The 20,209-nt window shown below is 67.6% G+C and carries 22 protein-coding genes; 6 read left to right on the top strand and 16 right to left on the bottom strand.

Annotation, left to right across the window (positions count from 1 at the left end; translation table 11 throughout):
* Positions 1-1,170 (top strand): SpoIIE family protein phosphatase (locus tag A8G08_RS14650; protein WP_157108584.1); only part of this gene is annotated, 1,170 nt, incomplete at its 5' end.
* Between the two features lie 32 nt (positions 1,171-1,202).
* Here the strand turns inward: A8G08_RS14650 and A8G08_RS14645 are convergent.
* On the bottom strand, positions 1,203-2,033 hold the full coding sequence (locus A8G08_RS14645; protein ID WP_068275301.1) for an alpha/beta hydrolase: 831 nt from the start codon (positions 2,031-2,033) through the stop codon (positions 1,203-1,205).
* A 95-nt stretch (positions 2,034-2,128) separates the two neighbouring features.
* On the opposite strand from A8G08_RS14645, the gene A8G08_RS14640 reads away from it, so the two are divergent.
* On the top strand, positions 2,129-2,794 hold the full coding sequence (locus A8G08_RS14640; protein WP_169823315.1) for a phosphatase PAP2 family protein: 666 nt from the start codon (positions 2,129-2,131) through the stop codon (positions 2,792-2,794).
* Positions 2,795-2,871: 77 nt separating this feature from the next.
* Here the strand turns inward: A8G08_RS14640 and glnA are convergent, their stop codons facing one another.
* Positions 2,872-4,308, bottom strand: coding sequence for a type I glutamate--ammonia ligase (gene glnA, locus A8G08_RS14635; protein ID WP_068275296.1), 1,437 nt, complete (start codon positions 4,306-4,308; stop codon positions 2,872-2,874).
* A 213-nt stretch (positions 4,309-4,521) separates the two neighbouring features.
* Here glnA and A8G08_RS14630 point away from each other — a divergent pair, with 213 nt between their 5' ends.
* Complete coding sequence (locus A8G08_RS14630; RefSeq protein WP_068275293.1) at positions 4,522-4,989, top strand: RDD family protein; 468 nt, start codon at positions 4,522-4,524, stop codon at positions 4,987-4,989.
* A 74-nt stretch (positions 4,990-5,063) separates the two neighbouring features.
* Here A8G08_RS14630 and A8G08_RS14625 read toward each other — a convergent pair whose 3' ends face one another.
* The 6 genes from A8G08_RS14625 to sucB form a co-directional block, all read right to left on the bottom strand.
* A complete protein-coding gene (locus tag A8G08_RS14625; protein WP_068275290.1) occupies positions 5,064-5,810 on the bottom strand; it encodes a DUF4191 domain-containing protein in 747 nt (248 codons plus the stop codon).
* Positions 5,811-5,976: 166 nt separating this feature from the next.
* A complete protein-coding gene (gene lipA / locus A8G08_RS14620; RefSeq protein ID WP_068275286.1) occupies positions 5,977-6,993 on the bottom strand; it encodes a lipoyl synthase in 1,017 nt (338 codons plus the stop codon).
* 2 nt (positions 6,994-6,995) lie between these two features.
* Positions 6,996-7,760 carry a lipoyl(octanoyl) transferase LipB gene (gene lipB, locus A8G08_RS14615; protein WP_068275284.1) on the bottom strand — a complete coding sequence of 255 codons (765 nt, stop codon included), beginning with the start codon at positions 7,758-7,760 and terminating at the stop codon, positions 6,996-6,998.
* Positions 7,761-7,762: 2 nt separating this feature from the next.
* The gene (locus tag A8G08_RS14610) at positions 7,763-8,296 is read right to left on the bottom strand and encodes a GNAT family N-acetyltransferase (protein WP_068275282.1); all 534 of its coding nucleotides are present in this window, start codon (positions 8,294-8,296) and stop codon (positions 7,763-7,765) included.
* 15 nt (positions 8,297-8,311) lie between these two features.
* A complete protein-coding gene (locus tag A8G08_RS14605; protein ID WP_068275278.1) occupies positions 8,312-9,193 on the bottom strand; it encodes a TIGR01777 family oxidoreductase in 882 nt (293 codons plus the stop codon).
* 7 nt (positions 9,194-9,200) lie between these two features.
* Positions 9,201-10,937, bottom strand: coding sequence for a 2-oxoglutarate dehydrogenase, E2 component, dihydrolipoamide succinyltransferase (gene sucB / locus A8G08_RS14600; RefSeq protein ID WP_068275275.1), 1,737 nt, complete (start codon positions 10,935-10,937; stop codon positions 9,201-9,203).
* A gap of 193 nt (positions 10,938-11,130) precedes the next feature.
* Between sucB and A8G08_RS14595 the strand changes: the two genes are divergently transcribed.
* Entirely contained in the window at positions 11,131-11,469 is a 339-nt protein-coding gene (locus A8G08_RS14595; protein WP_068275272.1) for an oxidoreductase, read from the top strand.
* A 55-nt stretch (positions 11,470-11,524) separates the two neighbouring features.
* Here A8G08_RS14595 and A8G08_RS14590 read toward each other — a convergent pair whose 3' ends face one another.
* Positions 11,525-13,033: a leucyl aminopeptidase gene (locus tag A8G08_RS14590; protein ID WP_068275270.1), complete on the bottom strand. Its 1,509-nt coding sequence runs from the start codon at positions 13,031-13,033 to the stop codon at positions 11,525-11,527.
* 58 nt (positions 13,034-13,091) lie between these two features.
* On the opposite strand from A8G08_RS14590, the gene gcvT reads away from it, so the two are divergent.
* Together gcvT and A8G08_RS14580 are read left to right on the top strand one after the other, a co-directional pair.
* The gene (gene gcvT, locus A8G08_RS14585; protein ID WP_068275268.1) at positions 13,092-14,192 is read left to right on the top strand and encodes a glycine cleavage system aminomethyltransferase GcvT; all 1,101 of its coding nucleotides are present in this window, start codon (positions 13,092-13,094) and stop codon (positions 14,190-14,192) included.
* Between the two features lie 43 nt (positions 14,193-14,235).
* Positions 14,236-15,339 (top strand): branched-chain amino acid aminotransferase, encoded by a 1,104-nt coding sequence (locus tag A8G08_RS14580; RefSeq protein WP_068275265.1) that lies wholly within the window; start codon positions 14,236-14,238, stop codon positions 15,337-15,339.
* A gap of 69 nt (positions 15,340-15,408) precedes the next feature.
* Here A8G08_RS14580 and A8G08_RS14575 read toward each other — a convergent pair whose 3' ends face one another.
* The 7 genes from A8G08_RS14575 to A8G08_RS14545 all read right to left on the bottom strand — a co-directional run.
* Positions 15,409-15,837, bottom strand: coding sequence for a TA system VapC family ribonuclease toxin (locus A8G08_RS14575; protein ID WP_068275262.1), 429 nt, complete (start codon positions 15,835-15,837; stop codon positions 15,409-15,411).
* Positions 15,838-15,840: 3 nt separating this feature from the next.
* On the bottom strand, positions 15,841-16,065 hold the full coding sequence (locus tag A8G08_RS14570) for a hypothetical protein (RefSeq protein WP_068275259.1): 225 nt from the start codon (positions 16,063-16,065) through the stop codon (positions 15,841-15,843).
* Positions 16,066-16,177: 112 nt separating this feature from the next.
* A complete protein-coding gene (locus A8G08_RS14565; RefSeq protein WP_068275256.1) occupies positions 16,178-16,894 on the bottom strand; it encodes an MBL fold metallo-hydrolase in 717 nt (238 codons plus the stop codon).
* A gap of 23 nt (positions 16,895-16,917) precedes the next feature.
* Positions 16,918-17,661 (bottom strand): adenosylcobinamide-GDP ribazoletransferase, encoded by a 744-nt coding sequence (locus tag A8G08_RS14560; protein ID WP_068275253.1) that lies wholly within the window; start codon positions 17,659-17,661, stop codon positions 16,918-16,920.
* Entirely contained in the window at positions 17,658-18,725 is a 1,068-nt protein-coding gene (gene cobT, locus A8G08_RS14555; protein ID WP_068275251.1) for a nicotinate-nucleotide--dimethylbenzimidazole phosphoribosyltransferase, read from the bottom strand. Before cobT ends, A8G08_RS14560 begins: the two co-directional genes overlap by 4 nt.
* Before the next feature lie 52 nt (positions 18,726-18,777).
* On the bottom strand, positions 18,778-19,335 hold the full coding sequence (gene cobU / locus A8G08_RS14550; protein WP_068275249.1) for a bifunctional adenosylcobinamide kinase/adenosylcobinamide-phosphate guanylyltransferase: 558 nt from the start codon (positions 19,333-19,335) through the stop codon (positions 18,778-18,780).
* Between the two features lie 12 nt (positions 19,336-19,347).
* Positions 19,348-20,209, bottom strand: an 862-nt coding sequence (locus tag A8G08_RS14545) for a helix-turn-helix domain-containing protein (protein WP_068275246.1), incomplete at its 5' end; no start/stop codon positions are given.

Below are 20,209 nucleotides of genomic sequence, written 5' to 3'. Positions count from 1 at the left end.
AGTACTCGCACAGCAGGGCACCCGCCGCCGTTGGTCGTATCTGTGGATGGCGATTCGCGCTACCTGTCGTCCACCAAGGCGGGGCCAATCGGAGTCGGCGGCACTTTCGGCCCGGAATCGATCGATTCGGAGAATCTCGCCGAAGGCGAATTGATCATGCTGTACACGGACGGTCTGCTGGAGCGTCCAGGGCGGGTGCCGGCACAGAGCACGGTCGAGTTGGCTCAGGCTGCAGCCGCCATCGCGGCAAACCGTGCGCTCCGGGGTGACGCGGACACTCCGATCGAGCGCGTCTGCACGCAGACCCTCGAACTGATGACCCGGGTCACCGGGCACAGCGACGACATCACCGTTCTCGTCGGCCAGCGGGTTGCGGCACCACCTGATTTGGAGTTGGAGGTAGCCGCGGACCCCAGTTCGCTGACCAGGATTAGCGAAATTCTCGATCAGTGGCTGACCGCCGCGCGAGTCGGCGAAGGCGATTCGACCGCTTTGCGTCATGCGGTGGTGGAACTGGCGACCAACTCGATCGAACACGCCTACGTCGACCCGGCCGCTGGTGGTACCTGCTCGATAACGGCTGCGCTGCTCGACACCGGGGAGGTTCGCGTTCGGGTAGTCGACGAGGGGCGGTGGCGCGATCCGGTGCCTTCGACGGTCCGGGGAGTTGGGCTGCAGCTCACCGAGCTGCTTGTCGACGACCTGCAGATCGAACACGACGAACAGGGCACAAGGGCAACCGTGACGCACCAACTGCGCCAGCCTGCCCGCATGCTGACCGCCGTTGACGCGAATTGGCGTGCACCGGCGAACCAGATGGTTAAGCCCGGCACCCTGCGCGTCGAGGAGCTGACCTCTGACACGTACCCCGGCTTGCGGGTTGTGGGGACGATCGACGCGCATACCACTGCCGCCTTCGATCGTGCGATTCGGACTGCAGGTGTAACCGGAACCCGATCGCTGCGAGTGGACCTCTCCGAGGTAAGTCATCTCGCGAGCTCAGGGGTCGCGTTGCTTCATCAACTCACTTCATTGCATCGCGCGAACAGAACGACGTTGCGTCTTTATGCTCCTCCAGGCACTCCTGCGGGAATGATCATGACGCTGGTGCAGCTCGACCACGACACCCGTGATGCGGCGCCTTCCGCGCCGGCGGACTTGGAGGATTAGCCAGCGGGAGCGGTGGTCGATCGCCGGCGGCGTCAGCGGTGGGCGTCGAGCCAAGCGACGGTGTCGGCGAGGACTTCTTCGCGCTCGGGCTCGTTCAGCAACTCGTGGTAGAGCCCGTCCCAGTACTTGACCGTGAGGTCCTTGGATCCGATCTCGGCCTCGACCAGCTTGCTCGCCTCGGGTGAGACCAGCGTGTCCGCCGTGCCGTGCATGAGCAACACCGGAGTCTGTAGGTCGGGCAGGCGAGGACGCATCCGGTCGAAGGCCGCGATCAATTCGCCGATCGTGCGTGCCGGAATCTTGCCCGAGTGCACCAGCGGGTCGTCGACGTACGCCTTCACGACGACCGGGTCGCGGCTGACGGCGTTCGCATCCAGTTGCAGCACACCAAGATTCGGCGCGACTCGGGAGAGCACGCGCGCGGCGGTGCGCTCGACGAAATTGACGGCGCCGGGGTCGGCGGCTGGTGCGGACAGCACGACACCGGCGAGATCGACCGGCCGCCGAGTGACGTAGTAGAGCGTGATCAGCCCGCCGAGGCTGTGCCCGAGCAGGAAGCGCGGAACATCGGGGTTCCGCTTGGTCGCCTCGGCGAGCATCGACCCGACATCGTCGGCGACACCGTCCATCGTGTCGATGTTCGCGCGATTACCGTCGGAGAGGCCGTGGCCGTGATGGTCGACCGCGTATGCCGCGTACCCGTTGGCGGCGAGCTGGGCGCCGACCCAGTCGTAGCGAGCGCCGTGTTCGCCGAGGCCGTGCACGATCACCACCAGTGCAGTCGCGGCGCCTTCCGGCTCCCAGCCCTGCCAGCGGGTCATTCCGGCCGCGCCGGCGAACTCGCCGTGTGCGTTCGCTGCCATCGTTCCTCTTCTCTGCGATCAGGGTGGGCAATGCGATTTGTACTCGATCCTTGCAGGTGTGGCGAGTTGCGGTGCACGCACCGCACCATGAAACCGTGACGTCTTCGACCCTGCCGCGCGACACCATACGACGATCGGCCATCGCGGCCGCGGTACTCGGTCTCGCGTTCGTGGTGCTGGCCGTGACAGTGGCGCTGGATCGATGGACAGGGGTCGATACCGCGGTGGCGGACTGGTTCGTCGACCATCGCACGCCCGCGTTGACGGCTTTCCTGCGCGCCGTGTCGTTCCTCGGCAATTCGCCGCAGGCCACGCTGATCACGGTGCTGGCCGTCGCGGCGGTGTGGTGGCGGACGCGGGCACTGGCGCCGGCTGCAGTGCTTGCGGGGGTGGTTTGCCTCGCCTCGTTCCTGAGTTCGGCGACCAAAGTGCTTGTCGCGCGCGAACGGCCACCCGCCGACCTTCGGCTCGTCTACATCCGAACCCATTCGTTCCCATCCGGCCACGTCACCTCGACGACCGTCCTCGTCGTCGGTCTACTGGTGGTCACCGCGGGCGCGCTGACCGGTGCGGCGTTGTGGCTGGCGCGGATCGCAGCCGCGGCCGCAGTGGTGCTTATGGCCGTCAGCCGGGTGTATCTGGGCGTGCATTGGTTCACCGACGTCGTCGGGGGAGCGCTTTTGGGTGCGGCGGTGGCGTTGCTCGGCGCCGTTGTGCTCGCCCGAATGCGTACCGCGGCACCGGCCGGCCAACTGCCGTGATCGGTTCCGCACAAACGACTGCGGGGGAGCAGCCTGTCGGCTGCTCCCCCGCAGATCGGGTCTAGTCCCGTGACGATTTAGACGTCGAAGTACAGGTCGAACTCGTACGGGTGCGGACGCAGGTTGATCGGGGCGATCTCCTGCTCCCGCTTGATCGAGATCCAGGTGTCGATCAGGTCCTCGGTGAAGACGCCACCCTCGGTCAGGTACGCGTGGTCCTTCTCGAGGCTGTCGATCACGGCGCCGAGCGAGGTCGGGGCCTGCGGGATGTTCTTGGCCTCCTCCGGCGGGAGCTCGTAGAGGTCCTTGTCGACCGGGGCCATCGGCTCGATCTTGTTCTTGATGCCGTCCAGTCCGGCGAGCATCTGCGCGGCGAAGGACAGGTACGGGTTGCCCGAGGAGTCCGGCGCACGGAACTCGAGACGCTTGGCCTTCGGGTTGTTGCCCGTGGTCGGGATGCGGACCGCGGCAGAGCGGTTACGGCCCGAGTACACCAGGTTGATCGGGGCCTCGTAGCCCGGCACCAGGCGGTGGTACGAGTTCACGGTCGGGTTGGTGAACGCCAGCAGCGACGGAGCGTGGTGCAGGATGCCGCCGATGTAATGACGCGCCAGATCCGACAGACCGGCGTAGCCCTTCTCATCGTAGAAGAGCGGCTTGCCGTCCTTCCAGAGCGACTGGTGCACGTGCATGCCCGAGCCGTTGTCACCGAAGATCGGCTTCGGCATGAAGGTGACGGTCTTGCCGTGCTGCCATGCGGTGTTCTTGACGATGTACTTGAACAGCTGCAGATCGTCGGCCGCGGCGAGCAGGGTGTTGAACTTGTAGTTGATCTCCGCCTGGCCTGCGGTGCCCACCTCGTGGTGGCCGCGCTCGAGCACGAAGCCCGCCTTGGTCAGGTTGGTCGAGATCTCGTCGCGCAGGTCGACGTAGTGGTCGTACGGCGCAACCGGGAAGTAGCCACCCTTCGGGCGGACCTTGTAGCCACGGTTGGGGGTGCCGTCGAACTCGGTCGCTGCACCGGTGTTCCACGACGCGGAGATCGAGTCGATCTCGTAGAACGCGCCGTTCATCTTCGACTCGTAACGGATCGAGTCGAAGATGTAGAACTCCGCCTCGGCGCCGAAGTACGCGGTATCGGCGATGCCGGTGCTGGTCAGGTACGCCTCGGCCTTACGCGCGATGTTGCGCGGGTCGCGGCTGTAGGCCTCGCGAGTGAACGGGTCGTGCACGAAGAAGTCCATGTTGAGCGTCTTCGCCGCACGGAACGGGTCGAGCTGCGCGGTTCCGTAGTCGGGGAGCAGGATCATGTCCGACTCGTGAATGGACTGGAAGCCGCGAACCGACGAACCGTCGAAGGCCAGGCCGTCTTCGAGGGTGTCCTTCTCGAACGCGCTCGCCGTGATGGAGAAGTGCTGTTGCACGCCGGGCAGGTCGGTGAACCTGACGTCGACGTACTCAACGCCCTCATCGGCGATGAACTTGATGACCTCTTCGGCCGTCGTGAACGCCACGCTTGTGCTCCTTATTTTTCGTTTCCCGCGCTACCGGTGGTGAAGGCAGCGGGGCTCGTCGGAGGTGAACGGTATGGACACGGTGTTGCCTGTCAGTCAAGCCCGTGTTTCGCCAGTGTTACACGTCTGACAATCGCGCAAAGCCGACCGTGAGGTTGCGCACGGTTTCGTCCCATAACCTGGCCGCTCGGCGCCGGGGCCTATTCTGGGCTTATGGCGCGTATGACCGGTTCTTGGCTCTCTGGCCCCTCCGCAGCTCTCCCTCCGCGGGAGGGTACGGAGGAAGACAAGTACCGCGGCGAGAGTCTCGGACTTCCGGAAGAGGGCGCCGGCTCGCTGGTCCGCATGGGCCGCCGGATCGCAGCGCTGTTCGTCGACTGGCTGATCGCCTACGGCATCGCCGCGCTGTTCGTCGGTCTGGATCCTTCGATCTCGACCGTCACCCTCGGCATTTGGCTCGCGATCGGCATCGGCGCGGTGAGCTACTTCGGCTTCACTCCCGGCCAGTTCTTCCTGGGTGTCCGGGTGATCCGGATCGACGCGCCGATCCGTGTCGGGTTCGTCCGTGCGCTGGCCCGATCGGTGCTGCTGATCTTCGTCGTGCCCGCGCTGTTTACAGACCAGGACGGCCGCGGCATGCACGACCGCGCCACCGGAACGGCGCTGGTCCGCAGCCGCTGACCGAGCTGCGTTAGCGGCGGCGGATCGTGCGCGTCCGACGCGTCAGCGGCGGCGGATCGTGCGCGTCCGACGCGTCAGCGGCGGCGGATCGTGCGCTGCATGCCGCCGCGCATCTTGGCGCCGCCGGGGACCGGGCCCTTCGGAATGGCCGGTCCGCCGCGGGTGCCGAGCGCGGCAAGCCGAGACTCGATGGTATCCATCCGCTTTGTGTCGATGTTTCGCGGCAGCTTCGACAGGTAGCGCGTCAGCTCCTTCAGCTTGACCTGGCCCTCTTCGTTGCCGACCACGATGTCGTAGATCGGGGTGTCGCCGACGAGGCGCGCGGTCTTCTTCTTCTCCTGCGCGAGCAGCGACTTGACCCGCTGCGGTGAGCCCTCGGCAACCAGGATGACGCCGGGGCGGCCGATCACGCGGTGCACAGCGTCGAGCTGGGTCGTGCCGGCGATGGCGTTCTTGACCCGCCACTGACCCTGCATGTTCTCCAGCGCCCAGGCCGCGGCACCGGCCTGACCATCCGCCTTGCGGTAAACGGTGCTCTGCACGCGACGGCCGAAGATGACGAACGCGACGAGCACACCGAGGACGATGCCGATCGGCAGCAGGAACCACGAAATGCCGAAGACGAGGCCGACGAGAAAGAAGGCGAGGGCGAAGACGACGATCGACCCGATCATCAGCGGCAGCAGCAGCTTGTCGTCCTTGCGCTGCATGTTGAAGGCCTGCCAGAGCTGAGACCTACGCTCCTTGCCTGCCTGCCGCTTGACCGCCTTAGCGGCAGCCTTCTCCTCTTTGCTGGGCTTGCCGCCCTTGCCGTTCGCCATGGCTCAAGGATAGGCCCCGGTCGGAACGCACCTCGCCGGGCGGGTGACGGCCGTGATCACGGACATATGGCCCATCCGAACGGTGTGTCGGGGGCCATATGCTCGTGATCACTGCGGGATCGAGTGCCGCGGAGACGCGCGGCCAACGGGGGAGTGCGCTCGGGAGTTAGCGGGCCATCCGCGCGAGGACCGAGGTCGCCTCCTGCGCGGCGCTGCCCTCTTCGGCGAGATGCACCATGTCCGGCGACAATTCGCGACCGTGATGCGCCATTGCCTGGGCGTACAACCGGCCGGCTCGGTACGAGGAACGGACCAACGGGCCCGCCATCACGCCCGCGAAACCGAGGGCTTCCGCCGTGCGTGAATGCTCGACGAACTCCTCCGGCTTCACCCAGCGATCCACCGGGTGGTGGCGCGGCGACGGGCGCAGGTACTGGGTGATGGTCAGGATGTCGCAGCCGGCCCGGTACAGATCGCCGATCGCCTCGGTGATCTCTTCGGGCTCCTCGCCCATGCCGAGGATCAGGTTCGACTTTGTCACCAACCCGGCTTCGCGGGCGGCGGTGATGACGTCGAGGCTGCGCTGGTAGCGGAACGCGGGCCGGATTCGCTTGAAGATGCGCGGCACCGTCTCGACGTTGTGCGCGAGCACCTCAGGGCGCGTTGCGAACACTTCGGCGAGCTGGTCCGGATCGGCGTTGAAGTCGGGGATGAGCAGTTCGACGCCGGTATGCGGGTTGAGCCGTTTGATCGCGCGCACGGTCTCCGCGTAGAGCCAGGCGCCGCCATCCTCGAGGTCGTCGCGCGCGACGCCGGTGATGGTCGAGTAGCGCAGGCCCATAGCCTGGACACTCTCGGCAACGCGGCGCGGCTCGTCACGGTCGAGTTCGGCCGGTTTGCCGGTGTCGATCTGGCAGAAGTCGCAACGCCGGGTGCACTGCTCGCCGCCGATGAGGAACGTGGCCTCGCGGTCTTCCCAGCATTCGTAGATGTTCGGGCAGCCGGCTTCCTCGCAAACCGTATGCAGGCCTTCGCGCTTCACCAGCCCCTTGAGCTCGGTGTATTCGGGGCCCATCGTCGCGCGAGTCTTGATCCAGCCCGGCTTGCGCTCGATCGGCGTTTGCGCGTTGCGAGCCTCGATACGCAACAGCTTGCGTCCGTTCGGAGCGGATTCCGGTGCCACAGTCACTGCACCGATGTTACCGGCGCAGGAATCACCGAGCCGGTTGGCGAAGCGAAGGTCACACGGGGGATGTCGTGCTCGGCGACGGGAAGCTCCCCGTCCAGGGCCCGCAGCACCGCATCGGTGACGGCCGGGCGGACCTCGTCGATGGTGACGTCGCGGCCGAGTTCGACCGAGAGCGAAGTGACGCCGGCGTCGGTGATCCCGCACGGAATGATCGTGTCGAAGGCAGCGATCGCCGAGTTGCAATTGAGCGCGAAGCCGTGCATGGCCACGCCGCGCTGCACCCGCACACCGATCGCGGCGATTTTGCGCTCCGGGCGCCACCGGCCGCCGTCATGACCGGCCGGAAGCCAGACACCCGATCTGCCTTCCACGCGCCCGCAGGTCAGGCCGAGATCGGTGCACACGGCGATGAGTGCCTCTTCGAGCCGGCGTACGTAGCGCACGACATCGATCGGCTCGGCGAGCTTCACGATCGGGTAGCCGACGAGCTGTCCCGGCCCATGCCAGGTGATCTTTCCGCCGCGGTCCACCTCGACGACCGGTGTGCCGTCCGTGGGCCGGTCCTGGGGTTCGGTGCGCCGGCCCGCGGTGTACACCGACGGGTGCTCGAGCAGCAGCAGCCGGTCGCGGCCGCGGTCGGCTGTGCGTTCCTCGGCGATCTCGCGCTGACGGTCCCAGGCCGCGGTGTACTCGATCCGGCCGAGGTAGTCGACCTCGACCGGCTCGGCCGACGAACGGGCCGATCCGCTACCAGAACTCATGGTCACGACCCTACGCCGCGCTCTTCCGCCGGCCCGTTAACCGGTCCGGGGAGCATGAGCTGCATAAGGGTCAGGTCCATCCAGCGGCCGAATTTCGCGCCGACCTGCGGCATTTCGGCGACGATCTCGAAACCGAAGTTGCGGTGCAGGGCGATCGAGGCCTGGTTGGAAGCCTCGATCCCGGCGACGATCACGTGCACCCCATCGATCTTCGCGCGGACGACGAGCTCGCCGAGAAGCGCGGTGGCCACGCCACGGCGGTGGAAACCGTCCGCTACGTAGACGGAGTTCTCCACCGTGAACCGGTAGCCCGATTTCGGGCGCCACGGCCCATAACTCGCGTAACCGGCGACGGCGCCGTCGATCTCGGCAACGAGGACCGGGAAGCCGGCCTGCCGGCGATGCGCCCACCATGCGACGCGCTCGTCGAGGTCCACCTGCTCGGTGTCCCAGATCGCGGTCGATTCCGCGATCGCGGTGTTGTGAATTTCGAGGATCGCCTCGAGGTCGGCCGGTTCGGCGTCGCGCACGATCATGTCAGCGCAGTCTTTTCACTTCAGGGCCGTCTCGAGCGCCTCACCGATGGTGTGGTGCGTGAAGCGGTAGCCGGCCGATTCGAGCGCCGTCGGGATCGCGCGCGGGCTCGCGAGGATGGCTTCCTTCGCGAACTCTCCGATTCCAGCGATGAGGGCGCGTCGCGGCACCACGAACGGCGCCGGGCGATGCATCGCCTGCGCCATTGCGCGATTGAACTGTGCGTTGGTGACCGGCGCCGGACCGACGAGGTTCAACGGCCCGGACACCTCCGAGTTGGTGAGCGCGAATTTGATGGCACCGATTTCGTCGTCCATCGCGATCCACGGGAAGTACTGCCGTCCGTTGCCCAGGCGACCGCCGAGCCCAAGGGAGTACAGCAGTTTGAGGCGGTGCAAGATGCCGCCGTGCTTGGCGAGTACCGGCGCGCTGCGCAGCAGGACCACGCGGGCATTGCTCGCGGCCGCGGCGGCGGCTTCCCAGTCCCGGCACAGTTCCGCGAGGAAACCCGTTCCGGCAGGAGCGGATTCGTCGACGACCCGAGAACCGGTGTCGCCGTAGTAGTGCACGCCACTCGCGTTGAGTAGCGTCGGAACACCTTCTGCCGTAACGGCATTGGCAAGCACGTCGGTCGCGGTCAGCCGGCTGTCGCGCAAAGCCTGCTTGTACGCGCCGTTCCAGCGCTTGTCGCCGATGCCGACACCGCAAAGATTCACTACGGCGTCGGCACCGGCGAGGGCGCGCGGATCGAACTCGGCCTTCTCCGGCTTCCACTCGAACTCGTCGCCCGCCGCGGGACGACGTCGCACAAGACGTGCGACGTCGTGCCCGTCGGCGCGCAACGAGGCCACGAGCGCGGTTCCGATCAGCCCCGAAGAGCCGGCGATAACGATGCGCATTCGCGGTTTACAGACCCAGATCCGCCTCGAACGCGGCCTCTTGCAGGCGCTGCTTCACCGTGGTGAGGAAGCGGCCGGCGTCGGCGCCGTCGATGAGCCGGTGGTCGTAGGTCAGGGGGAGGTACGCCATCGACCGGACGCCGATGGATTCGGCTCCGGCCTCGTCCTTCACCACGACCGGGCGCTTCACGATCGCGCCGGTACCCAGCATCGCCGCCTGCGGCGGCACCAGGATCGGGGTGTCGAACAGCGCACCCTGGCTGCCGATGTTGGTGATGGTGAAGGTGCCACCGGCCAGCTCATCGGGCTTCAGGCCACCGGTCCGGGCGCGCTCGGCGATATCGGCGATCGCACGGGCCAGACCCGCGAGCGACAGGTCGCCCGCGTTATGGATGACCGGGGAGAGCAGGCCCTGGTCGGTGTCGACGGCGATGCCGAGGTGAACCGCGGCGTGATAGGTGATCGTCTTGGCCGACTCGTCGTAGCTCGCGTTGACGTTCGGGTGCACACCGAGGGCCTCAACCACGGCCTTGGCGAAGAACGGCAGGAAAGTGAGGTTGACGCCCTCACGCTCCTTGAAGCTGTTCTTGGCGCGGGCGCGCAGCGCGGCCACCTTGGTCAGGTCGGCTTCGTGCACCTGGGTGAGCTGGGCCGTGGTCTGCAGTGACTCGCGCGTCTTGGTGGCGGTGATCTGCCGGATGCGGTTCGCCTTCTGCGTGGTGCCGCGCAGGTGCGCCAGCTCCGGGCGCGGCGCGGGAGCCGACGGCGCCGCGGCCGGCGCGCTCGCCGCAGCGGGAGCCGACGCGGCGGGTGCCTTCTTCGCCTCGGCCGCGGCAAGCACGTCCTGCTTGCGGATGCGGCCACCGACGCCGGTGCCCGTGACGTCGCCGAGGTCGACGTTGTTGTCCGCGGCGAGCTTGCGGACGAGCGGGGTCACATAGGGCGACCCGTCGCCACCGGCGGGAGCAGCCGCCTGCTTCGGGGCCTCCTGTTTGGGGGCTTCCTGCTTCGGAGCCTCGGTTTTCGGGGCTTCCTGCTTGGGCGCTTCCTGCTTGGGCGCCTCTTGCTTCGGCTCTTCCTTATCGGGCTCGGGCTTCGGCTCGGGCGCCTTCTGGGCGGCGGGCTTGCCCGATCCGATGACCGCGAGCTGACCGCCGACGGCGACCACGTCGTCCTCTTCGGCGGAGATCTCGAGCAGCGTGCCGGCGACCGGCGACGGGATTTCGGTGTCGACCTTGTCGGTGGAGACCTCGAGCAGCGGCTCATCGACCGCGACCTCGTCACCGACGGACTTCAGCCAGCGGGTGACGGTGCCCTCGGTGACGGATTCGCCGAGCTCGGGCATCGTGACCGAGGTTCCTTCGCCGCCACCGCTTGTGTCGGTGTCTGCCTGCGGCGCCTGTGCGGGCTCCTGCTTGGCCTCAGGTTCGGGCTCGGGCTCGGGTTCCGGCTCGGGCTGTGCCTCTTCGGCGGGGGCGGCGCTGTCGCCACTACCGGTGCTCTCGGACGCGTCACCGATCTGGCCGAGTTCGCCACCGACCTCGACCACGTCGTCTTCCTGCGCGACGATCTTGGTCAGCACGCCGGCGACGGGGGAAGGGATTTCGGTGTCGACCTTGTCGGTGGAAACCTCGAGCAGTGGCTCGTCGACTTCTACCGTGTCTCCCTCCTGCTTCAGCCATCGAGTCACCGTTCCCTCGGTGACACTTTCGCCAAGAGCTGGCATTTGGACGGAGAAGGCCATTTCAGTTGACTCCTCGAACATGTCGGTCGGTTCTCGACTTTTGGTCGCACACCATTGTGCTAGGCAGTCGCAAATCGTGTGGGATGTTGCATGCCCAGCCATCCTTGCACTGACCTCGCCGCACCGAGCGGTCGGGCGGAAATCTCACATTTGCTGGCACTATTGATGCAGGGGTCCGGCGCGAGGAGGAACCGTGGGCTTGTTCAACCGCTTCCGCGGTGGCCGGCAACAGGCCACGCACCGACTCGGGCCGGAAGGGGACTACCTCGCGAACTGGGTCGCCACACATCGCGGGGTCGAGGCGTTCGTAGAGCCCAAGACGACCGTCACCGACGTGACTGTCGTGCTCATCGCGGCCGACGGTGAATGGACCCGCCGAATCGTCGGCGAGCGAGGCGCACGGAAGCTCGCAGGCGCGCTCCACATCCCGGTGTACGACGTCCGGAAAACCGGTTACCCGCAACGGATGCGGGATTTCGACGCGCGCCGCCGCATCATCGAACGGCGCGAACGAGAGCAGCAGGCGGAGTGACAAAACCCGCCGCGACCGGTCGACCGGCCGCGGCGGAAGTTGGTCGACGTTCCGATCAGGAGTGCGCGATGTCCTCGAGCACGCTGATTATCGTGCGCACCGGAACCCCGGTGCCGCCCTTGCCGATGTAACCGAACGGGCCGCTGGTGTTGTAGGCCGGACCGGCGATGTCGATATGCACCCACTGCACGCCGTCGGCGACGAACTCCTTGAGATACGTCCCTGCGACGAGCATGCCCGCGAACCGGTTGTTGCTGACGTTGGCGAGGTCGGCGACCTTCGAGTCGAGATCCTTACGCAGTTCGGCGGGTAGCGGCATCGGCCACGCGTTCTCGCCGACCTCCTGAGAGATGCGTGCGAGCCGGTCGCGGAACTCCTCGGAGCCCATCACGCCGGGGGTCCGGTTGCCGAGCGCGACGAGCTGGGCGCCGGTCAGCGTGGCCGTCTCGATCAGATAGTCCGGCTCGTCCTCGCAGGCGCGCACGATCGCGTCGGCCAGGATCAGGCGTCCCTCGGCGTCGGTGTTGATGACCTCGACGGTGGTTCCGCCGTACTGCGTGATCACGTCGCCGGGGCGTTGCGCGGTGGACGAGGGCATGTTCTCCGCCATCGGCACCGTCGCGATGACATCGATCGGCAGGCGCAGCTTCGCCGCGAGCACGACAGTTGCCACGACCGCGGCCGCACCGCCCATGTCCGAGGTCATGTTTTCCATGCCCGCGGCGGGCTTGATGGAAATGCCACCGGTATCGAAGGTGACACCCTTGCCGACAAGCGCGACCTTCGGGGCCTTCTCACCAACCCCACCGGAGTAGGACAGCCGTACCAGTCGTGGCGGGCGCGAGGAGCCCTTGCCGACACCGAAAATGCCGCCGTACCCACCGGCTTCCAGCGCCTTTTCATCGAGCACTTCCACGGCGAGACCGGCTGCCAGCCCGAGATCGGCTGCGCGCTGAGCGAATTCGGCCGGGTACAGGTGGCTGGGCGGGGTGTTGACGAAATCACGTGCGGTCGCGACGGCCTCGGCGATCGCTGCGGAACGCGCGAGCGTGGTCGCGGCTTCCTTGTCCGCATCGGCCACGAGCAGCGCGATCTTCGCAAGCGGCCCTTCGCCGGGCTTCGGAGCTGACTTCGCCGACTTGTAGGCGGTGAACGTGTACGCCCCGAGGTAGTGGCCCTCCACGGCCGCGCCGAGGTCGAAAGCGCCGAGGGTGCTCGCCGCGGATTCGACGCCGGACAGCGCGCGTGAGGCAACGCCGGCCGCCTTGCGGACCTGCTCGGGGGTCACATCGTCGGCCTTGCCGAGTCCGACCGCGAGCACGCTCGACACCGGCAGCGAGTCCGGCGCGGGGATGCGGGTCAGTTCTTCGGCCTTGCCCTTCGCGCCGACAGCGGCGAGTCTGGCGACAATCTCGGCGGCGACGTCCGCGCCGAGGACTGCGTCGCCGGACAGTTCCGGCGTCGAGTCCGCTCCGGCGGTGATGCCGACGATCAGGACCTTCGCCTCGTCGAGCGAGGCGGACAGGGACAACTCGGGGCGCGGTTGCTGCGGTGATGACGTCACGGCACGAGACTATCGGGGGCGCCGGTTGGCGGCCGGTCAGGCCGTAGGCTCGCTTCTCATGAGTGACGGGGAATTGCTGCGGGGGCCGATCCACGATGTGCACGCCGAACTCGGTGCGACGTTCGCGTCGTTCGGCGGCTGGTCGATGCCGGTGTCGTACGCGGGCACGGTCGCCGAACACACGGCGGTACGCGAGCGAGTGGGCCTGTTCGACGTCAGCCACCTCGGCAAGGCATCGGTCACCGGACCGGGCGCCGCGGCGTTCGTCAATTCCGCGCTCACAAATGACCTGGACCGGATCGGTGCCGGCAAGGCGCAGTACACGCTGTGCTGCACTGCCGAGGGCGGGGTGATCGACGATCTCATCGCCTACTACGTCGCTGACGAGGACGTGTTCCTCGTGCCCAATGCCGCGAACACGGCTCGGGTTGTCGAAGAGCTGGCAGGTGCGGCGCCGGCTGGTGTCACGGTCACCGACCGGCATCGCGATTTCGCTGTCTTCGCTGTTCAGGGGCCGCGGTCGGCGCAGGTACTCGCCGCGCTGAACCTGCCCACCGATATGGACTACATGGCGTTCGCCGATGCGGACCTCGGCGGCGCTCCGGTCCGAGTGTGCCGCACGGGCTACACCGGCGAACACGGGTACGAGGTGCTGCCGCGCTGGGACGAGGCCGAAGCGGTGTTCCGCGCGCTACTCGCCGCGGTCGTCGAGGCGGAGGGCCAGCCGGCCGGACTCGGCGCCCGCGATACCCTGCGCACCGAGATGGGCTACCCGCTGCACGGTCACGAGCTCGGCATCGATATCTCACCGCTGCAGGCGCGCTGCGGTTGGGCGATCGGCTGGAAGAAGCCGGAATTTTGGGGCAAGGACGCGCTTGAAGACGAGCGAACGTCGGGACCTCGACGCCGGTTGTGGGGCCTTCGGGCGCTGGACCGGGGTGTGCTGCGAGCGGGCCTGACCGTGGTGCGCGACGAGGTCGAGGTAGGCACAACCACGTCGGGAACGTTCTCGCCGACGCTCAAAGTCGGTATCGCGCTCGCCCTGCTCGACACCACGGCCGAGGTCATGCCCGGCATGGAGCTGAGCGTGGACGTCCGCGGCCGGGCGCTGCGCTGCGAGGTGGTGAACCCGCCGTTCGTGCAGGTGAAGACCAGGTGAGTGGGAAGAAACCAACTGGACAAGCTTCTATAGAATCGCTGACATGACGACTGCCGCCCAATTCACCCGAGTTCCGCACCCCTCGCCTGCGACGCCCGAGGCGCGGAACGCGGTATTGGCGGCGCCCGGCTTCGGAAAGTTCTTCACCGACCACATGGTGACGATCGAATACGCGCCGGAGACCGGTTGGACCGATGCCCGCGTCGAGCCCTACGCGCCGATTTTGCTCGACCCGGCCGCGATGGTGCTGCACTACGGCCAGGCGATCTTCGAGGGCCTCAAGGTCTACCGCCAGCCCGACGGCTCGCTTGGCGGGTTCCGGGTGGAGGCGAACGCCGAGCGGTTGCGTAACTCCGCGCGCCGGCTCGCGATGCCCGAACTGCCCACCGAGCTGTTCGTCCGGTCGATCACCGAACTCCTCGATGTTGACCACGAGTGGGTGCCCGCGGCGGGCGGCGAGGAGTCGCTGTACCTGCGGCCGTTCATGTTCTCCACCGACGTCGGCCTCGGTGTGCGCCCGTCGAACACCTACAAGTACATGCTGCTGGCCTCGCCGGCCGGCGCGTACTTCCCGGGCGGCGTGAAGCCGGTCAGCGTGTGGCTGTCCACCGAATACGTGCGCGCGGCGCCCGGAGGCACCGGCGCGGCGAAGTTCGCAGGCAACTACGCCGCCTCGCTGGTCGCGCAGGCCCAGGCCGCGGAGAAGGGCTGCGACCAGGTGGTCTGGCTCGACGCGATCGAGCGCCGCTACGTCGAGGAGATGGGCGGCATGAACCTGTACTTCGTGTTCGGCTCCGGCTCGGACGCGCGGCTGGTTACCCCGGAACTGTCCGGCTCGCTGCTGCCCGGCATCACCCGCGACTCGCTGCTGGCACTCGCCGCCGATGCCGGTATCCCGGTGGAAGAGCGCAAAATTGGCACCGACGAGTGGCGCAAGAAGGCCGAGTCGGGCGAGATCACCGAGGTGTTCGCCTGCGGCACCGCGGCAGTGATCACGCCCGTCGGATCGGTGAAGTCCGCCGAGGGCGAGTTCACGATCGCCGACGGCGAGCCCGGCAAGGTGACGATGGCGCTGCGCGACACCCTCACCGGCATTCAGCGCGGCACGTTCACCGACACCCACGGCTGGATGTCCAAGCTGCGCTAGCCCGCGACTGGTTCAAACACATCGAGCGCCTGCCGGATTGGCAGGCGCTCGTTTGTGTTTCGTGTGCGCTCAGGCCGTGAGCGGGTTGATCCAGGTAATTCGGCGAAATCGAGCGAAGTCCGAGTCCGCGGAGTACACGGGAACGCCATATTCGAGCGCAAGTGCCGCGAGCTGAGCATCAGGCACCAGGTTGCCGGTGATGTCGGCGTCGGCGGCGAGTTCGGCATAAGCCTGCGCAGTGCGGGCGGTCGCGGGCGGAATCCAGGCCACGGGCGCCTTCAACCATGATTGGACAATTGCCCACGCCTGCTCACCAGTCAGCGGATTGGCAGCGACGCGAGGATGAGTCGTGATGCGAACGAACGCACCGATTGTCTGCCAGGGCAGCCCGACCTGTGACGTGCCGTTCATCGCAGCGCTGAGCCAGGATGACGATCGTTCATGGTGAGGGCTTGTCGAATCCGTCGCGTACAGAAGAAGATTCGCGTCGACGATCATCTGTCAGTGATCCGAGTCCAGCACATCGAGCACTTCGCCGATATTCGTGACATCGATTCGAATTCCGATCGATGCCGGCGTATTGACGTAGTCCCACTTCGGCCTCGGCTTCGCCATGCCCTCGCGCACCAACTCGTTGACTGCCTCACTCAAGCCAGCACCCGTAGCCTGCCGTCGCTTCTGCACGGCAGCGAACACGTCGTCATCGAGATTGACCGTAGTGCGCATAGTCCGACGGTAGCGCATCATGATGCGTTTGGGCCAGCATCGTGATGCGTGGGTACAAGCGCTGATCGCTCATGGACTATCGCCCAATCAGTGGGTCGCCTCGGGCTTGCTCTCAGCCGCCCATGAGCATGCGCCACTGCTCGAGGCTGTTGGCGCGGAAAACGTAGTTGGTCTTGCGGACATCGTCGAGGGGGGCGCTCGGCTGCTCGGAGTACCAGTGCCCCGGGAAGACCGTGGGATTGCCGGTGAGTTTGGACAGCCCCTGCAGGCTCCGGTACATCTCGTCGACGTCGCCACCGGGGAAGTCGGTGCGGCCGCAGCCGTCCAGGAACAGGGTGTCGCCGGCGATGATGCGACCGTCGAGCAGGAAGCACTGGCTGCCCGGAGTGTGACCGGGGGTGTGCAGCAGCTCGATCTCGATTCCGCCGACTGCCACCTTGTCGCCGTGCTCGTGGCCGGTGAGCTCACTGGCAGCGATGCCGGTGACACCCGAAACCCATTCCAGTTCTTGGTTGTTCACATGCACGGGGACGCTGGTGCGCTCGAGCAACTCGGCGAGTCCCTTGAGCGTGAAGCCCATCATCGAGCCACCGACGTGGTCGGGGTGGTGATGGGTGACGAGCACTCCGGACAGTCGCATGCCATCCGCCTCCGCCACGTCGGCGAGATCGTTCGCCGCGTACGCCGGGTCGACGACAACGCAATCGCCGGTCTCCCGATCGCCGATCAGGTACGCAAAGTTGCGCATCTGGGTGGCAATCATGTCGCCGACGGCGAAATCCTGCCCGGCGAGGAGTTGGCGAAAGTAGAGACGGTCCGAGTCAGCCATGGGTCCAGCCTATTGCGCCCGCTTCAGCCGATCGTCAGCCCCACCGCGGTGAGGGTGACCGTCACCTCGACGACCGCGCCGAGCACATCGCCGTTGATCCCGCCGAACCGCCTCGCGCAGTGCCAGGCGAGCAACGTCGATGCCGCGACCGCGACGACCGCCACCAACGGTCCCTGCCACGGGGTCTGCAGCACCCACGTTGCGGCGACGACGAGCAGTGCGGACCAGGCGACGCCGCGCCACAGCGGTTGGGTGCCCGCGACCAGCGCGCCGAAGCCGGTGTCGGAGAACGCGGCGACGCCCTGCCGACACGCGAGTACCACCGCGACCCGGCCCGCGGCGACCGCCAGCACGACCGCGGCCCATTCGCCGTCGGCGGCGAGCGCCCCGAATGCGAAGGCCTGCGCAAGCAGCGCCACCAGCAGCGCCGCGACGCCGAACGGCCCGACGCCGCCACTGCGCATGACCTCCTGCGCGCGCTCCGGCGGGCCGTAGCAGCCGAGTCCGTCGAAGGTGTCGGCGAGGCCGTCGATGTGCATGCCACGGGTGAGGAGAGCGAGTGCGGCGACGCTGAGCAGTCCTGCCAACTCGGCGCCGAGGCCTGCTTCGGTGAGCGCCCACAGCAGCGCCGCGGCGACCGCGCCGAGCAACGCGCCGACCAGCGGCACCGCCGCGATGGCGCGCCCGGCGGCCGCACGGTCGATCGTGCCCCGGCTGCGCACAGGCAGCACGGTCAGCCAGGACAGCGCGAGCGCGATACCCGTCACGGTTCGGACGAGCCGCTCACGCCGGCATCCCCGAATGTCGCCATCTCGGCGAGTGTGGCCACCGCGGCGTGCACCAGCGGCAGCGCGGTGAGCGCGCCCGAGCCTTCGCCGAGGCGCATATCGAACTCGATGAGCGGCGGCTCGAGTCGCAGGCGCTTGAGTGCGAGCGTGTGCGCCGGCTCCGCGGAACGGTGACCCGCGATCCACCAGTCGGCGGCCCCCTCAGCAAGCATCTCGGCGACCAGGGCTGCGGCGGCAACCACGACACCGTCGATGATGACCGGGGTGCGTCGCACAGCGGCCTGAGCGAGGAACGCCGCCATCGCGGCGAGATCGGCGCCGCCCGCGACGCGAAGGAGTGCGACCGGGTCCTTCGTCACCGGCCGCGCTCGGCGAAGTGCATCGCGGATGGCGGCGGTCTTGCGATTCCACGCCGCATCGTCGATGCCCGTGCCGCGGCCGACCGCGGCCACCGGCTCGGTGTCGGTGATCGCGGCGATCAGCACGGTGGCTGGAGTCGTGTTGCCGATGCCCATTTCGCCTGCGATCAGCAGGTCGGCGCCCGAATCGACTTCCTCATCGGCGATCGCGCGCCCGGCTGCGATAGCGGCCCGGACCTCGTCCTCGCTCAGCGCATCCTCTCGGTCGATGGAACCCGATGACCGACGGACCTTGTGCGTGTTCACGCGCTCGTCGGTGTCGGCGTCGACGGCGATGTCCGCGACCCGCACAGTGGCGCCCGCGGCGCGCGCGAGCGCATTGACGGCGGCGCCGCCCGCGAGGAAGTTCGCGACCATCTGCGCGGTGACCTCGCTCGGGTACGCCGACACCCCGTTGCGGGCGATGCCGTGGTCACCGGCGAAGATGACGACCCGCGGACGCTCCAGCGCGTGCGGCGGGCACTGACCCTGGCAGGCGGCGACCCAGTTGCCGATGCGCTCGAGCCGGCCGAGCGAACCCGGTGGCTTGGTGAGCTGCAACTGTCGCGCCTCGGCGGCAGCGCGCGCCTCCGGGGCGGGCGGCGTCACCGGGCCGAACTCGAGCGCATCTGCGTCAGCGGTCACTGCGAGGCCTTTCGTGGAAATCGAATGTGGTTGCAGAACAAGGTAATTCGCCCTATCCCTTGAGGCGCAGCGGCAGGCCGGCGACGACGAACAGCACCTCGTCGCATTCTGCGGCGAGCCGCTGATTGAGGTTGCCGAGTTCGTCGCGGAACAGTCGGCCCGACGCGCTTGCCGGGATGACGCCCTGGCCGACCTCCGGGCTGACAATGACCAACCGGCCGCGATGATCGGCGACCGCGGAAATCAGTGCGTCGGTGTGCGGCGCGACGCTTCCGCGCGGCCGCTCCCAGGCGCCCGCATCGTCGATGACGACGGTGAGCCACGTGCCGATGTCGTCGACGAGGGTGGTGGCGTCACAGGATTCGCGCAGCAGTTCGGGCAACGACGTCTCGGAAGACTCCACGACGGTCCAGTTCGCCGGTCGCCGATCGCGGTGGGCGGATATGCGCTGTTCGAAGTCGGCGTCATCGCCGCGGCGGCGTGCTGTCGCGATGTAGCGCACGGCACTACCGTCGGCGGACGCAATGCCTTCGGCGTGCCCGGACTTGCCGGATCGCGCACCGCCGATGACGAGCGTCCGGCGCGACGGGGGAGCAGCGGGCGACGGCACGGTCGAACGCTATCAACCCGCCTGTTCGGCCTCCTCGGCTGCGCTGGTCGGTCGCTCCGCGGGCTCCGCTCGGGTGCAACTGAACCGGCGCCGGTACTCCACCGGGGCGAGCCCGACGAGCCGGTGGAAGTGGTGCCGCAACAGCGCCCCGGAGCCGAATCCGCAACGGTCGGCGATCGTGTCGAGTGGTAGGTCGGTGTTCTCGAGTAACTGTTTCGCGTGCAGCACACGCTGATTGATAAGCCATTTCACCGGCGTGGTGCCGGTCTCGGCCGAGAACTTCCGCGCGAACGTGCGTGGCGACATGGCCGAGCGAGTGGCGAGGTCGTCGACGGTATGCGGCAGCGCGAGGTTGTCGCTCATCCATTCCAGAGTTGGCGCGAGGCTGTCCGAGCGGCAGGCAACGACCGGGCGTTCGATGAACTGGCGCTGACCGCCGTCGCGTTGCGGCGGCACGACCATGCGCCGCGCGATCGCGTTGGCCACGTTGCTGCCGAGTTCGCGCCGAACCAGATACAGCGACGCATCGATACCGGCGGCGGTGCCCGCGCTCGTGATCAGATTGCCCTCGTCTACGAACAGCACGTCCGGATCGACGGTGGCCGATGGATACATCGCAGCGAGTTGCTCGGCGTATTTCCAGTGCGTCGTGCACCGGCGGCCGTCGAGAAGGCCGGCGGCGCCGGCGACGAAGGCGCCCGAGCACACGGTCAACACTGTCGCGCCCGCGTCCGAGGCGCGGCGAATGGCGTCGAGGATGCGCTGGTCGTAGCCCGTGTGCGCCGATGCCGCGGGAATCACCACCAAGTCGGCGTCGGCGAGGTCCTCGAGGCCGTAGTCCGGTGTGAGGCTGACTCCGGGTGAGGAGCTGCGC

Source organism: Aldersonia kunmingensis, assembly GCF_001646865.1.
Classification (GTDB): domain Bacteria; phylum Actinomycetota; class Actinomycetes; order Mycobacteriales; family Mycobacteriaceae; genus Aldersonia; species Aldersonia kunmingensis.
Note: the sequence above shows the minus strand (reverse complement) of the source record. Positions and strands in the feature narration are given on the sequence as shown.

What these genes read in the sequence shown, in the direction of transcription:
- A8G08_RS14645 (WP_068275301.1), bottom strand. Translation starts at nt 2,033, where the DNA reads ATGGCAGCGAACGCACACGGCGAGTTCGCCGGCGCGGCCGGAATGACC.
- A8G08_RS14630 (WP_068275293.1), top strand. Translation starts at nt 4,522, where the DNA reads ATGGCGCGTATGACCGGTTCTTGGCTCTCTGGCCCCTCCGCAGCTCTC.
- A8G08_RS14625 (WP_068275290.1), bottom strand. Translation starts at nt 5,810, where the DNA reads ATGGCGAACGGCAAGGGCGGCAAGCCCAGCAAAGAGGAGAAGGCTGCC.
- lipB (WP_068275284.1), bottom strand. Translation starts at nt 7,760, where the DNA reads ATGAGTTCTGGTAGCGGATCGGCCCGTTCGTCGGCCGAGCCGGTCGAG.
- A8G08_RS14610 (WP_068275282.1), bottom strand. Translation starts at nt 8,296, where the DNA reads ATGATCGTGCGCGACGCCGAACCGGCCGACCTCGAGGCGATCCTCGAA.
- A8G08_RS14605 (WP_068275278.1), bottom strand. Translation starts at nt 9,193, where the DNA reads ATGCGCATCGTTATCGCCGGCTCTTCGGGGCTGATCGGAACCGCGCTC.
- sucB (WP_068275275.1), bottom strand. Translation starts at nt 10,937, where the DNA reads ATGGCCTTCTCCGTCCAAATGCCAGCTCTTGGCGAAAGTGTCACCGAG.
- gcvT (WP_068275268.1), top strand. Translation starts at nt 13,092, where the DNA reads ATGAGTGACGGGGAATTGCTGCGGGGGCCGATCCACGATGTGCACGCC.
- A8G08_RS14580 (WP_068275265.1), top strand. Translation starts at nt 14,236, where the DNA reads ATGACGACTGCCGCCCAATTCACCCGAGTTCCGCACCCCTCGCCTGCG.
- A8G08_RS14575 (WP_068275262.1), bottom strand. Translation starts at nt 15,837, where the DNA reads ATGATCGTCGACGCGAATCTTCTTCTGTACGCGACGGATTCGACAAGC.
- A8G08_RS14570 (WP_068275259.1), bottom strand. Translation starts at nt 16,065, where the DNA reads ATGCGCACTACGGTCAATCTCGATGACGACGTGTTCGCTGCCGTGCAG.
- A8G08_RS14565 (WP_068275256.1), bottom strand. Translation starts at nt 16,894, where the DNA reads ATGGCTGACTCGGACCGTCTCTACTTTCGCCAACTCCTCGCCGGGCAG.